We start from the raw sequence: 13,457 nt of genomic DNA, 5'->3' as shown, positions 1-13,457 counted from the left end.
CTTGCAAAGTTGGGTTGAGCTGGCTAGATTAGCCAGCCAATCTTTTGTATGTCTATGCGTTTCCATTTGAGTATCCTGAAAACGGGCTTTTCGGTATGGAACGCATAATCTAAATGTAGGAGTGCATAGTGGCCCGTATAGCAGGCATTAACATTCCTGATCAGAAACATGCTGTAATCGCGTTAACGTCGATTTACGGCATCGGCAAGACCCGTTCCAAGGCCATTTGTGCCGCGGCGGGAATCGCTGAAGATGTTAAGATCAGAGAGCTGTCTGAAGAACAAATCGACACGCTGCGTGACGAAGTTGCCAAATTTGTCGTTGAAGGTGATCTGCGCCGTGAAGTGAGTATGAGCATCAAGCGTCTAATGGACCTTGGTTGCTATCGCGGTTTGCGTCATCGTCGTGGTCTGCCAGTGCGCGGTCAGCGTACGAAGACCAACGCACGTACCCGTAAGGGTCCGCGCAAACCGATCAAGAAATAATCGGGGTGATTGAATAATGGCAAAGGCACCAGTTCGTGCACGTAAGCGTGTAAGAAAAACAGTCTCTGACGGTGTGGCTCACGTCCATGCGTCTTTCAACAACACCATCGTTACTATTACCGATCGTCAGGGTAATGCGTTGGGTTGGGCAACTGCCGGTGGTTCCGGTTTCCGTGGTTCTCGTAAATCCACTCCGTTTGCAGCCCAGGTTGCAGCAGAGCGTTGCGCAGAAGCTGTTAAAGACTACGGTATCAAGAACCTCGAAGTTATGGTTAAGGGTCCAGGTCCAGGTCGCGAATCAACTATTCGTGCTCTGAACGCTGCTGGTTTCCGCATCACTAATATTACTGATGTGACTCCGATCCCTCACAACGGTTGTCGTCCACCGAAGAAACGTCGCGTATAACGCTCTCGTTTCCAGGATTGTTGGAGAAAGAAAATGGCAAGATATTTGGGTCCTAAGCTCAAGCTTAGCCGTCGCGAGGGTACAGACTTATTCCTTAAGTCTGGCGTCCGTGCGATAGATACCAAGTGTAAGATTGAACAAGCTCCTGGCCAGCACGGTGCGCGTAAACCGCGTCTGTCTGACTATGGTGTGCAGTTGCGTGAAAAGCAAAAAGTTCGCCGTATCTACGGTGTTCTGGAGCGTCAGTTCCGTAACTATTATAAAGAAGCGGCTCGTCTGAAAGGCAACACCGGTGAAAACCTGTTGGCTTTGCTGGAAGGTCGTTTAGATAACGTTGTTTATCGTATGGGCTTTGGCGCCACTCGTGCAGAAGCACGTCAGCTGGTAAGCCATAAAGCCGTTATGGTAAATGGTCGCGTTGTTAACATCGCTTCTTATCAGGTAACTCCGAATGATGTAGTAAGCATTCGTGAGAAAGCTAAAAAGCAGTCTCGCGTTAAGGCTGCTATGGAGCTGGCTGAGCAGCGTGAAAAGCCAACCTGGCTGGAAGTTGATGCTACTAAGATGGAAGGTGTGTTCAAGCGTGAGCCTGAGCGTACGGATCTGTCCGCAGACATTAACGAACACCTGATCGTTGAGCTTTACTCCAAATAAAGCTTAGTACCAAAGAGAGGACACAATGCAGGGTTCTGTGACAGAGTTTCTAAAACCACGCCTGGTAGATATCGAGCAAGTGAGTTCGACGCACGCCAAGGTGACCCTTGAGCCTTTAGAGCGTGGCTTTGGTCATACTCTTGGTAATGCACTGCGCCGTATTCTGCTCTCATCGATGCCGGGTTGCGCGGTGACAGAGGTTGAGATTGATGGTGTACTACATGAGTACAGCACCAAAGAAGGCGTTCAGGAAGATATCCTGGAAATCCTGCTCAACCTGAAAGGGCTGGCGGTAAGAGTTCAAGGTAAAGATGAAGTTATTCTTACTCTGAATAAATCTGGCATTGGCCCTGTGACTGCAGCCGATATCACCCATGATGGTGATGTCGAAATCGTCAAGCCACAGCATGTGATCTGCCATTTGACCGATGAAAACGCTGCTATTAGCATGCGTATCAAAGTTCAACGTGGTCGTGGTTATGTGCCGGCATCTGCCCGAATTCATTCGGAAGAAGATGAGCGCCCGATCGGCCGTCTGCTAGTCGATGCTTGCTACAGCCCTGTAGAGCGTATTGCCTACAATGTTGAAGCAGCTCGTGTTGAACAGCGTACCGACCTGGACAAGTTAGTTATTGAAATGGAAACCAACGGCACTATCGATCCTGAAGAGGCGATTCGTCGTGCGGCAACCATTCTGGCTGAACAACTGGAAGCTTTCGTTGACTTACGTGATGTACGTCAGCCGGAAGTTAAAGAAGAGAAACCAGAATTCGATCCTATCTTGTTGCGCCCTGTTGACGATCTGGAATTGACTGTCCGCTCTGCTAACTGCTTGAAAGCAGAAGCTATCCACTATATCGGTGATCTGGTACAGCGTACTGAGGTTGAGCTACTTAAAACGCCTAACCTTGGTAAAAAATCTCTTACTGAGATTAAAGATGTGCTCGCTTCCCGTGGACTTTCTCTGGGCATGCGTCTCGAGAATTGGCCTCCGGCAAGTATCGCTGACGAGTAACCAGATCGCAGGTTAAGGTTTTACTGAGAAGGATAAGGTCATGCGCCATCGTAAGAGTGGTCGTCAACTGAACCGCAACAGCAGCCATCGCCAGGCTATGTTCCGCAATATGGCAGGTTCACTGGTTCGTCATGAGATAATCAAGACGACTCTGCCTAAAGCGAAAGAGCTGCGTCGCGTAGTTGAGCCGCTGATTACTCTTGCCAAGACTGACAGCGTAGCTAATCGTCGTCTGGCATTCGCCCGTACTCGTGATAACGAGATCGTGGCAAAACTGTTTAATGAACTGGGTCCGCGTTTTTCAAGCCGCACCGGTGGTTACACTCGTATTCTGAAGTGTGGCTTCCGTGCTGGTGACAATGCTCCGATGGCTTACATCGAGCTAGTTGATCGCGCCGAGTCTAAAACAGAAGAAGCTGCTGCAGAGTAATTTGCAGAAGTGAAATAAAAAAACCGGGCTTGCCCGGTTTTTTTATATCCAAAATCCGGTGATTTAGTTTAAGGTTACCAAGGCGTATGCTTTGAACGGGGAAAAACCATGTATCGTATCGGAGAATTAGCAAAACTGGCAGAAGTCACACCTGATACTATTCGCTATTATGAAAAGCAAAATATGATGGATCATAAAGAGCGTACCGAAGGTGGATTCCGGTTATATAGCGACAATGATTTGCAGCGTCTTAAATTCATTCGCTATGCTAAACAGCTCGGTTTTACACTGAATGCGATTCGTGAACTACTTTCTATTCGTATCGAACCTGAACAGCATACCTGCCAGGAATCTAAAAGCATTGTGCAAAACAGACTTCGGGAAGTAGAATTGCGTATAAATGAATTACAGCATATGCGGCAATCTCTTCAGCATCTTAATGATGCCTGCTGTGGTACCAGTCACAGCAGTACCTATTGTTCGATTCTGGAAGCCCTGGAACAGGGTGCGAGTCGTCATAATGAGCAACTACAGAGTAATTAATCTATCTTTGTTTACTAAGGAAGTGACATGAAAAACAGTTATCGCCATCAGAAAGGGCAGATCAACGACAATGCTCTTCAGGCTCTACTCCACGACCCGTTATTTAAAGTTCGTGTTGAGAAGAATAAGAAAGGAAAGGGAAGCTATCAGCGGCAGGAAAAATTCGGCAAAGGCAAAAACTGGGAGGCCAGTGGTAAACAAGTAAATTACTTCTTTACCACTGGCCTCCCGGCTATTCAATGACTCAAGCTGTTAGTGACGATCGTTCTGTTGTTTTAACAGATCGCGGATCTCACTCAGCAGTACTTCTTCTTTTGATGGACCGGCAGGTGCAGGCGCAGGCTCTGCTTTCTTCTGATGCAGCTTATTGATCAGTTTGATCGCCATGAAGATGGCAAAAGCAACGATCACAAAATCGAAGACACTCTGTACGAACGATCCATAATGCATCACTACTGCTGGCACATCTCCACTGGCATCACGCAAGGTCACGGTGAACTGTTTAAAATCGATCCCGCCGATCAGTAAACCTAACGGAGGCATAATAATATCCGCGACCAGTGATGAAACAATCTTACCAAATGCTGTACCAATAATGACACCGACAGCTAAATCAACTACGTTGCCGCGCATCGCAAAATCACGGAACTCTTTTAACATACTCATTTTGACTCTCCTCAGGTCTACGAACGCGTACCATTCTAATAACAGATTATTTAGGTTATCTGGTAATTATTGAGCTTATTAGAAAAATAGCGAGGTTGCTTGATAAATTTTTAACAATTCAAACAACCTGATGCTATTTATAAGAAGAAAGGGCTTGGCTGGAACAGACGTTCGACGTCGCTGACAAACTTCTTATCTGTCAGGAACATGATTACGTGGTCACCTTGCTCAATACGTAAGTTATCATTGGCAATCATGACATCCTGACCTCGTACTACTGCACCAATAATAGTGCCAGGTGGCAGCTTAATCTCATCGATAACTCGACCAACTACCTTTGATGTGCTCTCATCCCCATGTGCTACCGCCTCGATGGCTTCAGCAACACCACGTCGCAGGGACGATACGCTGACGATATCAGCTTTACGCACATGCCCGAGCAATGCAGAAATAGTCGCTTGCTGAGGAGATATAGCAATATCGATCACACTGCCCTGAACTAAGTCGACATAGGCTTTACGCTGAATCAGCACCATCACCTTCTTTGCCCCCATGCGTTTGGCGAGCATCGCAGACATGATATTTGCTTCATCGTCATTGGTGACGGCAATAAATAAGTCTACCTGATCAATATGTTCTTCATCGAGCAGCTCCTGGTCAGAAGCATCTCCGTAAAAGACAATGGTGTTTTGTAGCTTTTCGGCTAATTCAGTCGCCCGTTGCTGATTACGTTCAATCAGCTTCACGCTATGATCCTTCTCTAATTTTTGTGCCAGACCGGCACCAATATTACCGCCACCGACCAGCATGATCCGTTTATAGGGTTTTTCCAGGCGCTGTAATTCGCTCATCACGGCACGAATATGTTGTGAAGCGGCAATAAAGAAAATCTCATCCCCGGCTTCAATGATGGTCGAACCCTGCGGGCGAATAGGCCTGTCGTGACGAAAGATAGCAGTAACGCGGGTTTCAATATGCGGCATATGCTCGCGCATAGCTGATAAGGCATTACCAACCAGTGGGCCACCATAATAGGCTTTGACCACCGCCAGACTGACCGCTCCCTCGGCAAAGTTAACCACCTGGAGTGCCCCAGGATATTCAATCAGGCGATAGATATTATCGATAACCAGTTGTTCCGGAGCAATCAGGTGGTCGATAGGAATCGCATCAGCGCTGAATAATTTCTCTGCGTCACGGATATAGCTGGGTGCCCGGATACGAGCAATACGATTAGGGGTATTGAACAGGGAGTAAGCTACCTGGCAGGCTATCATATTAGTTTCATCAGAGCTGGTAACAGCGACCAGCATGTCTGCATCGGCAGCTCCGGCTTCATTCAATGTCCGGGGATGGGAGCCGTGCCCCAGTACCACCCGTAAATCAAATTTGTCCTGTAAGCTGCGCAAACGATCCTGATTGGTATCAACAACAGTGATATCATTGTTCTCACCCACTAAATTCTCTGCCAGCGTACCGCCGACTTGTCCTGCACCTAAAATGATTATTTTCATTATGCATCACTTAATGAGTGAGTAACCTGTGACAGACTTTGGTATAAATCAGCGCTTTATTAGCTTAGCGTAGAAGAAACCATCGCCACCCGTGATAGTCGGTAGATTCTGGAGACCAGGATTTTTTATATCACCCGTCTCGACCAAAGTCGCATCGGGATGCTGGCTCAGAAACAGACTGACCTGATCTTTATTCTCTTCGGGTAACACTGAGCAGGTGGCATAAAGCAGCGTGCCGCCAGATTTCAGATAAGGCCAGACAGCTTCGATTATCTCTTTCTGCAATGAGGCTAATTCAGTGATATCTCTGTCACGGCGCAGCCATTTAATATCCGGATGGCGACGAATCACTCCGGTAGCAGAGCAAGGTGCATCCAGCAGAATTCTGTCAAATTTAGCTCCGTCACACCACTGCTGTGGAAAACGCCCGTCACCTTGTTTGACATCAGCCTGCATACCCAGACGCTCGAGATTTTCATGAACACGCTTGATTCGCTGAGCATCGACATCAACGGCCATCACTTTAGCTGTCGGAGCACGTTCAAGAATATGCGTAGTCTTTCCGCCAGGTGCTGCACACAGGTCGAGAATAAACTCGCCATTTTGTGGGGACAGGAGATCCACGCACCCTTGGGCTGAAGCATCCTGCACCGTTACCCAGCCTTTATCAAAACCAGGCAAGATCTGTACTGGAACAGGCGTATCGAGCAATACAGCATCTGGATATTGAGGATGGGCGCTGCCGGTCAGGCCAGTTTCTTCCAGTAATTTTAACCACTCTTCACGAGTATGATGCTGGCTGTTAACGCGTAGCCACATTGGCGGCTGCTGATTATTGGCATCAACAATCGCCTGCCATTGATTTGGATAAGCTTTTCTCAGGCGTTGTAACAACCACTGGGGATGAAGGTAACGACTTTCATCTTTAGCAGCACCCGCTTGCAGCGTTTCCTGCTGACGCTGGAACTGGCGCAGCACGCCGTTGATTAAACCTTTAAAGGCGGGACGTTTAATCGCTACGGCGCCTTCAACAGTTTCAGCCAGCGCGGCGTGAGCCGGGATACGGGTATGGAGTAGCTGATATAAACCGACCAGAATTAAGTAATGCACGGTTCGTTGTTTGCCGGTCATTGGACGTGACATCAACTGCTGAATAAACCATTCCAGTTGTGGCAGCGTACGCAATACGCCGAAGCATAATGCTTGTAACAGCGCACGGTCTTTTTCTGGCACCTTCACCTGTACTGCGGGCAATACCTGGCTTAATGATTGTCCTTGTTCGACAACCTGTTCAATTGTTTGGGCAGCAAGGCTGCGGATATTCACGTTTTTTTTCATAACTCAGCTCTGGTGTTCCAGCGCAACAAACAAAAATGCCCGGGATAAACCCGGGCGTATAAGAAGGGTATTTTCAGGCGAGAACGGTTCCGGGTTCGAACCATTCCCGGCGAGAATTTAACAGATCCTGAGCTGTCATCGCTTTCTTGCCCGCAGGCTGGAGTGATTCCAGGTTCAAAATACCTTCACCCGTGGCAACCTGAATACCCTGTTTACTGACGGATAAAATGGTGCCAGGTTGTGCATCAGTCGCTGTTGCGATAACTGAGGCAGACCAAATTTTTAATGGCTGACTATCAATTTCAAACCAGCTCATTGGCCACGGATTAAAAGCCCGGATACAACGTTCCAGTTGCTCAGCAGAAAGTGACCAGTCGATACGCGCTTCTTCTTTACTGAGTTTTTCAGCATAGGTAGCGAGTGAGTCATCCTGAATTTCAGGCTGGGTGCTTCCGCTGGCAAGTTGCTGTAAGGTTTCCAGTAGTCCCTGAGGCCCCAGTCCTGCCAGTTTGTCATACAGGCTTGCGCTGGTATCTTCCGCTTTAATCGCACAGGCGAGCTTATACAGCATAGCGCCAGTATCAAGACCGACATCCATCTGCATAATAGTAACGCCAGTTTCGTCATCACCGGCCCACAGCGAACGCTGGATGGGTGCGGCTCCACGCCAGCGTGGTAACAAAGAACCATGGACATTGATGCAGCCGAGACGAGGCATATCGAGCACTGCTTTTGGCAGGATCAAACCATAAGCCACGACCACCATAACATCAGCATTCAGGTCGGCAACCAGCTGTTGATTTTCAGCCTGACGCAAGCTTGCTGGTTGAAATACCGGAATGTTGTGGTTTTCAGCCAGGATTTTGACCGGACTGGGCATTAACTTCTTACCGCGCCCGGCTGGGCGATCCGGCTGTGTGAAAACACCGACAATCTGGTGTTCGGAAGAGAGCAGAGCGTCAAGGTGACGCGCTGCAAAGTCCGGGGTTCCGGCGAAAATAATGCGCAGTGAATCTGACACGTTAGGTTTAGTCCTTAATCTTTCGCTTTCAGGCGATCAAGTTTTTCAACTTTCTGGCGAATACGTTGTTGTTTTAACGGCGAAAGATAATCAATAAACAGTTTACCCACCAGGTGGTCCATCTCATGCTGAATACATATGGCTAATAAACCATCAGCTTCCAGTTCATAAGACTGGCCGTTGCGATCCAGCGCCTGAATTTTTACTTTTTCGGCTCGGGGGACCAGAGCGCGCTGTTCAGGGATAGACAGACAGCCTTCTTCAATTCCTGTTTCGCCACTTTTCTCTAGTAGTACAGGATTGATGAGGACTAACTGTTCTTCGCGATCCTCAGAAACGTCAATCACGATAATACGCTGGTGGATGTTGACCTGTGTTGCTGCGAGGCCAATACCTTCTTCCGCGTACATGGTTTCAAACATATCATCGACGATACGTTGAATATCTGCATTCACTTCTTTAACTGGCGCAGCGACTTTACGAAGACGCTCGTCAGGAATATGTAACACTTGCAAAACTGCCATAAATATCCAGAGCTATGTTCAGGAGTTAAAAGGTAGATACCTTCTATTCTAGACATTTCCCTGGCTGATTGACAGCATCAGTGACTAATGGCAAGGATTGCTTTCATCATCTCTGATAGGGAGAAAATGATGTCACTGACGGAGATTTGGTTACGTTTGATGCTTATTGCTGGCTTAAATGGAGAGAAGTGCCTGAAAGTTTTTCATTTTTTGAAAACCTGCCCGATAATCAATGATGAAAGTCTTATTGCCAGCGGCTTGAATGAAAAAAGCCGTAACCTTTTTAACAGTTTGACTCCACGGCAGCTGGAACTGAGTCTGAACTGGCTTGAGCATCCCTGTCACCATCTTATCTCTGCCGATAGCCCTGATTACCCGGAACCATTACGTGCCATCACGCATTTCCCTGCTGCGCTGTTTGTTACCGGAAATCCTGCAGTGCTTAACCAGAACCAACTGGCTGTTGTCGGTAGCCGTAACCTTTCTGATTATGGAGAACGTAGTTGCCGCCAGTTTTGTGAGCCTCTGGCAAAAGCCGGGCTGACGATTACCAGCGGACTGGCCTTGGGTATTGATGGCGTGGCACACCGTGCTGCTTTGCATGTTCAGGGCCAAACAGTCGCCGTATTAGGCAATGGTCTGAGCAGCATTTATCCACGGCGTCATAGCCAGCTTGCGGCACAAATTATCGAGCAAGACGGGGCTGTTATTTCGGAATATCCTCTTACCAGCCCTCCTTTACCTTGTCATTTCCCATGGAGAAATAGAATCATTAGCGGTCTGAGTCGAGCCACCTTTGTCGTCGAAGCACATGAGCGGAGCGGCTCTTTGGTTACCGCTCGCTATGCGGCTGAACAAGGTCGTGAAGTTTTTGCCCTACCAGGAGTAGTGGACAGCCCGGGTAGTTGTGGCCCTCACCGGTTGATTCAGCAAGGTGCGACCCTGGTGCGGAGCCCTGAAGATATCCTCGATTATCTGGAATCTGAGCTGTGCTGGTTGCGTATTTTGCCGACAGTATCAATATATTCATCAAATCAAGCAGACAGTCCATTGCCAATTCCTGAACTGTTGGATAACGTAGGAGATGAGGTTACACCTGTTGATGTTGTCGCTGAACGTGCCGGCCAACCTGTGCCAGAGACGGTAGCCCAATTGCTCGAACTGGAGTTAGCAGGATGGGTGGCAGCGGTACCAGGCGGCTATGTCCGATTGAGGAGGGCATGCCATGTTCGACGTACTAATGTACTTATTTGAAACCTACATTGACAACGATGCGGATCTCCATGTTGATCAGGATAAACTCACTCGCGATCTGACCGAAGCCGGTTTTGAACGTGAAGACGTTTATAATGCGTTGGTATGGCTTGAGAAGCTTGCCGATTACCAGGAAGGTCTGACTGAACCCATGCAGTTAGTGTCAGACCCACTATCAATGCGTATCTTTACCGCTGAAGAAAGCCAGCGTCTGGACGCAGATTGTCGTGGATTTTTGTTGTTTCTTGAGCAAATCCAAGTGTTAAACCTCGAAACCCGTGAAATGGTAATTGAGCGCGTACTGGCGCTGGATACCGCAGAATTTGAACTTGAAGACCTGAAGTGGGTAATACTGATGGTGTTATTCAACATTCCCGGATGTGAAGACGCTTATCAGAAGATGGAAGAATTACTCTTCGAATCAAATGAGGGTATGCTGCATTAACTGTTTCGTTTTTGTATGAGATACCATGGCTAAATCTGCACTTTTCACGGTGCCAACACATTCATCCTGCCCCCTTTGTGGGGCAGCTTTAGTCATTCGCTCTGGTAAACACGGCCCTTTTCAGGGGTGTTCTGCCTGGCCTGAATGCGATTATGTGCGCCCGTTAAAGAATCAGGCGGATGGACATATTGTAAAAGTGCTTGATGGGCAGCACTGCCCTGATTGCAAGGCAACGCTTGTGCTCCGTCAGGGGCGTTTTGGTATGTTTATTGGTTGTAGTAACTATCCGGAATGCGCTCATACTGAAGTTATCGATAAACCCGATGAAACGGAAATTGCCTGTCCGCAATGTAATACAGGTCATCTGATTCAGCGCCGTTCTCGCTATGGCAAAACATTCTGGTCGTGTTCAGGTTATCCTGAGTGTCAGTTTGTCATTAATTTCCAGCCACGTGCTGGCATTTGCCCGTACTGCCAGTATCCTCTGCTTATTGAAAAGAAAACCGCGCAGGGCATAAAATGCTTTTGTGCCAGTAAACAATGTGGAAAGCTCATACCTTCGGAACCATCCTGTGAATAATCCCCCTCCTGAAGACCAGTTGTTAAAAATCGTCGATGCTCTGAAACAACAGCATGTTATCGCTTATCCTACCGAAGCGGTATTCGGTGTTGGCTGCTCACCTGACAGCGAACTTGCCGTGATGAGGTTGCTTGCTTTAAAACAGCGGCCGGTAGAAAAAGGTTTGATCCTGATTGCTGATAATTTTGAACAGCTGAAACCTTATATAGATGACAGTGCGTTAACCGATGAACAGCGGCAGACCGTATTTGCACACTGGCCAGGCCCGGTCACCTTCGTATTTCCGGCGCTGCCCACGACGCCAAAATGGCTGACGGGACGTTTTCATTCTCTGGCGGTTCGCGTAACGGATCATCCTTTGGTGAAGGAACTCTGTCAGGCATACGGTAAACCGCTGGTTTCTACCAGCGCCAACCTGACCGGACTCCCGCCTTGCCGTACCGCTGATGAGGTTTATCAGCAGTTCGGACATGACTTTCCGGTATTGGAGGGTGAAACCGGTGGACGTGTTAATCCATCTGAAATTCGTGATGCACTGAGTGGCGAACTGTTTCGTCAGGGGTAAATATGGAAGCGTTTGCTGTTTTTGGTAATCCGATTCAACACAGTAAGTCACCCTCTATTCACCAGCGCTTTGCTGAGCAGCTAAAGATAGAACATCCTTACGGACGAGTACTGGCCCCGGTGGATGCCTTTACTGAAACTCTTGAAGCTTTTATGGCTGCTGGTGGACGTGGGGCCAATATTACCGTTCCTTTTAAAGAGCAGGCTTTTGCCCGGGCGGATGAACTGACCGAACGCGCGGCACTGGCGGGGGCGGTGAATACCCTGAAGCTGCTGGACGATGGCAGACTGCTGGGTGATAACACTGATGGAGTCGGTTTAGTCAGCGATCTTGAGCGTTTAGCCCTGATCCGCCCGGGCGACCGTATTTTATTGATTGGAGCTGGTGGTGCTGCACGGGGCGTTATCGCGCCATTGCTTGCACTCAACACGCAGATAACTATCACCAACCGTACCTTTGCTAAAGCACAGGCGCTGCGAGAGATCTTCAGCCAGACAGGTTCGGTGCGAGCTCTGGAAATGAGTCAATTGGACAGTGAGCACTTTGACTTACTGATCAATGCGACTTCGAGCGGTATTCATGGTGATATTCCTGAGTTACCCCTTTCATTGCTTTCGCCTTCTGTTCGCTGCTATGACATGTTTTATCAGCAGGGGCCGACACCTTTCCTGGCATGGGCGGCAGAGCACGGCGTAACTGAATATGCTGATGGTCTGGGTATGCTGGTAGGGCAAGCCGCGCATGCTGTTTTGCTCTGGCACGGGGTATTACCGGAAATTGCTCCGGTGATTGCTGCCTTGAAGCAGGAAATGACGGCATGAACCAGGCAATTCAGTTTCCAGACAATGAAGTATGGGATGAGAGCAAGCAGGCCATCTGTTTTACTGCTCTGGTAACTGGATTTCAGGTTAACTGTGCGGTGAGTGGGGTATGGATTTCCAGCCAGTTGGGTGGCAATACGCCGGAACAGTGGCTGACACAGTTCCGGCTGCATCGCTGGGATCTGGAAGAAGAGTTTGAGTCATTAATTCGTAATGAAGAAGAGGACTCTCAAGGCTGGTACTGGCTATCCTGAGCCAGATACTCATTTTTCCAGGTGACATAGTTATTTGCAGAATAGGTCAGTCCTGCCAGTTCACTTTCAGTTAAGGGTCTGATTTGCCTTACTGGGTTACCTAAATAGAGGAACCCGCTTTTCAGGTGTTTATTCGGTGACACCGTCGTCCCGGCACCGATTATCACATCATCTTCGATGATGGCGCCATCAAGTAAAATCGATCCCATACCCACTAAAACACGGTCGCCGATAGTGCAGCCGTGCAGCATAGCTTTATGACCAATAGTCACATCCTTGCCAATAATAAGCGGGTTACCTTCCGGCTTATAGGATGACTTATGGGTGACATGCAGCATGCTGCCATCCTGAATATTGGTTCGCGTTCCTATTGTTATCTTGTTGACGTCACCGCGGATAGCAACCAGCGGCCAGACGCTAACATCATCGGCGAGCTGAACATCACCAATAATGACACTGCTGGGATCAATCATGACTCGCTGGCCAATTTCAGGAAAGGTGTTCTGGAAGGCACGTAATACTGCGGACATAAATACCTCGGTATGTTCATTGTATAGAAAGACTTTGGCGGCTTTCTTGAATGATGGCAAGGGAGGATCGTACGGAAAAGGGTCGGGATCGAACATCTAAGCAGCGAAAAGGATGAAAAACAGGCATTCAGAAAAAAAGATCGAAAAAGTACTTGTGCTAAAAATCGGGATCCCTATAATGCGCCTCCATCGACAGGGAACATGTGAATGACTTCACAAGTTACCGGAAACGATAAGAGAAAAAATTCTGAAATAAAGGATTGACTCTTAAAGAGGAAAGCGTAATATACGCCACCTCGAGTTAGCAAGCGAAAGTACCTAACTCACTGCTCTTTAACAATTTATCAGACAATCTGTGTGGGCACTCGCAAGATTGATATCTAAAGTACCTTCGGGTACAGAACCTTCGGGT

The 13,457-nt window shown here is 48.2% G+C and carries 19 protein-coding genes; 13 read left to right on the top strand and 6 right to left on the bottom strand.

Annotation, left to right across the window (positions count from 1 at the left end):
- Nucleotides 1-128: 128 nt before the first annotated feature.
- The 7 genes from rpsM to M2387_RS25550 all read left to right on the top strand — a co-directional run bounded on the left by rpsM (nt 129) and on the right by M2387_RS25550 (nt 3,776).
- Nucleotides 129-485: a 30S ribosomal protein S13 gene (gene rpsM, locus M2387_RS25580; RefSeq protein ID WP_259053713.1), complete on the top strand. Its 357-nt coding sequence runs from the start codon at nt 129-131 to the stop codon at nt 483-485.
- A 16-nt stretch (nt 486-501) separates the two neighbouring features.
- Nucleotides 502-891 (top strand): 30S ribosomal protein S11, encoded by a 390-nt coding sequence (gene rpsK / locus M2387_RS25575; RefSeq protein ID WP_259053711.1) that lies wholly within the window; start codon nt 502-504, stop codon nt 889-891.
- 33 nt (nt 892-924) lie between these two features.
- Nucleotides 925-1,545 carry a 30S ribosomal protein S4 gene (gene rpsD / locus M2387_RS25570; RefSeq protein WP_259053708.1) on the top strand — a complete coding sequence of 207 codons (621 nt, stop codon included), beginning with the start codon at nt 925-927 and terminating at the stop codon, nt 1,543-1,545.
- A 25-nt stretch (nt 1,546-1,570) separates the two neighbouring features.
- Entirely contained in the window at nt 1,571-2,560 is a 990-nt protein-coding gene (locus M2387_RS25565) for a DNA-directed RNA polymerase subunit alpha (protein WP_002919219.1), read from the top strand.
- A gap of 40 nt (nt 2,561-2,600) precedes the next feature.
- A complete protein-coding gene (gene rplQ / locus M2387_RS25560) occupies nt 2,601-2,990 on the top strand; it encodes a 50S ribosomal protein L17 (protein WP_211993933.1) in 390 nt (129 codons plus the stop codon).
- Between the two features lie 108 nt (nt 2,991-3,098).
- Complete coding sequence (gene zntR, locus M2387_RS25555; RefSeq protein ID WP_259053701.1) at nt 3,099-3,533, top strand: Zn(2+)-responsive transcriptional regulator; 435 nt, start codon at nt 3,099-3,101, stop codon at nt 3,531-3,533.
- A gap of 27 nt (nt 3,534-3,560) precedes the next feature.
- Entirely contained in the window at nt 3,561-3,776 is a 216-nt protein-coding gene (locus M2387_RS25550; RefSeq protein ID WP_259053699.1) for an alternative ribosome-rescue factor A, read from the top strand.
- A gap of 9 nt (nt 3,777-3,785) precedes the next feature.
- On the opposite strand, the gene mscL is transcribed toward M2387_RS25550, so the two are convergent.
- The 5 genes from mscL to def form a co-directional block, all read right to left on the bottom strand.
- Nucleotides 3,786-4,199, bottom strand: coding sequence for a large-conductance mechanosensitive channel protein MscL (gene mscL / locus M2387_RS25545; protein WP_259053697.1), 414 nt, complete (start codon nt 4,197-4,199; stop codon nt 3,786-3,788).
- Between the two features lie 137 nt (nt 4,200-4,336).
- The gene (gene trkA, locus M2387_RS25540; protein ID WP_259053696.1) at nt 4,337-5,713 is read right to left on the bottom strand and encodes a Trk system potassium transporter TrkA; all 1,377 of its coding nucleotides are present in this window, start codon (nt 5,711-5,713) and stop codon (nt 4,337-4,339) included.
- Nucleotides 5,714-5,761: 48 nt separating this feature from the next.
- Nucleotides 5,762-7,051, bottom strand: coding sequence for a 16S rRNA (cytosine(967)-C(5))-methyltransferase RsmB (gene rsmB, locus M2387_RS25535; protein ID WP_259053694.1), 1,290 nt, complete (start codon nt 7,049-7,051; stop codon nt 5,762-5,764).
- Nucleotides 7,052-7,124: 73 nt separating this feature from the next.
- Nucleotides 7,125-8,072: a methionyl-tRNA formyltransferase gene (gene fmt / locus M2387_RS25530; RefSeq protein ID WP_259053692.1), complete on the bottom strand. Its 948-nt coding sequence runs from the start codon at nt 8,070-8,072 to the stop codon at nt 7,125-7,127.
- Between the two features lie 14 nt (nt 8,073-8,086).
- Nucleotides 8,087-8,596 carry a peptide deformylase gene (gene def / locus M2387_RS25525; RefSeq protein ID WP_259053689.1) on the bottom strand — a complete coding sequence of 170 codons (510 nt, stop codon included), beginning with the start codon at nt 8,594-8,596 and terminating at the stop codon, nt 8,087-8,089.
- A 129-nt stretch (nt 8,597-8,725) separates the two neighbouring features.
- Between def and dprA the strand changes: the two genes are divergently transcribed.
- Genes dprA through M2387_RS25495 form a run of 6 tightly spaced genes read left to right on the top strand, consistent with a single transcriptional unit; the run spans nt 8,726 to nt 12,515 of the window.
- Nucleotides 8,726-9,850, top strand: coding sequence for a DNA-protecting protein DprA (gene dprA / locus M2387_RS25520; protein WP_259053765.1), 1,125 nt, complete (start codon nt 8,726-8,728; stop codon nt 9,848-9,850).
- Nucleotides 9,822-10,295 (top strand): DUF494 family protein Smg, encoded by a 474-nt coding sequence (smg, locus tag M2387_RS25515; protein ID WP_259053686.1) that lies wholly within the window; start codon nt 9,822-9,824, stop codon nt 10,293-10,295. Before dprA ends, smg begins: the two co-directional genes overlap by 29 nt.
- A gap of 25 nt (nt 10,296-10,320) precedes the next feature.
- Entirely contained in the window at nt 10,321-10,875 is a 555-nt protein-coding gene (locus tag M2387_RS25510; protein ID WP_259053684.1) for a DNA topoisomerase family protein, read from the top strand.
- Nucleotides 10,868-11,440: an L-threonylcarbamoyladenylate synthase type 1 TsaC gene (gene tsaC, locus M2387_RS25505; protein WP_259053682.1), complete on the top strand. Its 573-nt coding sequence runs from the start codon at nt 10,868-10,870 to the stop codon at nt 11,438-11,440. The genes M2387_RS25510 and tsaC overlap by 8 nt, the downstream gene beginning before the upstream one ends.
- 2 nt (nt 11,441-11,442) lie before the next feature.
- On the top strand, nt 11,443-12,261 hold the full coding sequence (gene aroE, locus M2387_RS25500) for a shikimate dehydrogenase (protein WP_259053680.1): 819 nt from the start codon (nt 11,443-11,445) through the stop codon (nt 12,259-12,261).
- Entirely contained in the window at nt 12,258-12,515 is a 258-nt protein-coding gene (locus tag M2387_RS25495; RefSeq protein WP_259053678.1) for a DUF1488 family protein, read from the top strand. The genes aroE and M2387_RS25495 overlap by 4 nt, the downstream gene beginning before the upstream one ends.
- Here M2387_RS25495 and M2387_RS25490 read toward each other — a convergent pair.
- On the bottom strand, nt 12,491-13,045 hold the full coding sequence (locus M2387_RS25490; RefSeq protein ID WP_259053676.1) for a gamma carbonic anhydrase family protein: 555 nt from the start codon (nt 13,043-13,045) through the stop codon (nt 12,491-12,493). The two genes, M2387_RS25495 and M2387_RS25490, sit on opposite strands and share 25 nt — an antisense overlap.
- Between the last annotated feature and the right edge of the window lie 412 nt (nt 13,046-13,457).

Origin of the sequence: Klebsiella sp. BIGb0407, assembly GCF_024807845.1 — a bacterium.
In the GTDB taxonomy this organism is placed as follows: Bacteria; Pseudomonadota; Gammaproteobacteria; order Enterobacterales; family Enterobacteriaceae; genus JGM124.
The sequence above is the reverse complement of the archived record's forward strand: the minus strand, read 5'-3'. Positions and strand labels throughout refer to the sequence as shown.

Coding starts and splice junctions, on each gene's coding strand:
- M2387_RS25510 (WP_259053684.1), top strand. CDS start 10,321: ATGGCTAAATCTGCACTTTTCACGGTGCCAACACATTCATCCTGCCCC.
- trkA (WP_259053696.1), bottom strand. CDS start 5,713: ATGAAAATAATCATTTTAGGTGCAGGACAAGTCGGCGGTACGCTGGCA.
- rsmB (WP_259053694.1), bottom strand. CDS start 7,051: ATGAAAAAAAACGTGAATATCCGCAGCCTTGCTGCCCAAACAATTGAA.
- M2387_RS25550 (WP_259053699.1), top strand. CDS start 3,561: ATGAAAAACAGTTATCGCCATCAGAAAGGGCAGATCAACGACAATGCT.
- def (WP_259053689.1), bottom strand. CDS start 8,596: ATGGCAGTTTTGCAAGTGTTACATATTCCTGACGAGCGTCTTCGTAAA.
- M2387_RS25490 (WP_259053676.1), bottom strand. CDS start 13,045: ATGTCCGCAGTATTACGTGCCTTCCAGAACACCTTTCCTGAAATTGGC.
- mscL (WP_259053697.1), bottom strand. CDS start 4,199: ATGAGTATGTTAAAAGAGTTCCGTGATTTTGCGATGCGCGGCAACGTA.
- rpsK (WP_259053711.1), top strand. CDS start 502: ATGGCAAAGGCACCAGTTCGTGCACGTAAGCGTGTAAGAAAAACAGTC.
- M2387_RS25565 (WP_002919219.1), top strand. CDS start 1,571: ATGCAGGGTTCTGTGACAGAGTTTCTAAAACCACGCCTGGTAGATATC.
- smg (WP_259053686.1), top strand. CDS start 9,822: ATGTTCGACGTACTAATGTACTTATTTGAAACCTACATTGACAACGAT.
- aroE (WP_259053680.1), top strand. CDS start 11,443: ATGGAAGCGTTTGCTGTTTTTGGTAATCCGATTCAACACAGTAAGTCA.
- dprA (WP_259053765.1), top strand. CDS start 8,726: ATGTCACTGACGGAGATTTGGTTACGTTTGATGCTTATTGCTGGCTTA.
- M2387_RS25495 (WP_259053678.1), top strand. CDS start 12,258: ATGAACCAGGCAATTCAGTTTCCAGACAATGAAGTATGGGATGAGAGC.
- rpsD (WP_259053708.1), top strand. CDS start 925: ATGGCAAGATATTTGGGTCCTAAGCTCAAGCTTAGCCGTCGCGAGGGT.
- rplQ (WP_211993933.1), top strand. CDS start 2,601: ATGCGCCATCGTAAGAGTGGTCGTCAACTGAACCGCAACAGCAGCCAT.
- zntR (WP_259053701.1), top strand. CDS start 3,099: ATGTATCGTATCGGAGAATTAGCAAAACTGGCAGAAGTCACACCTGAT.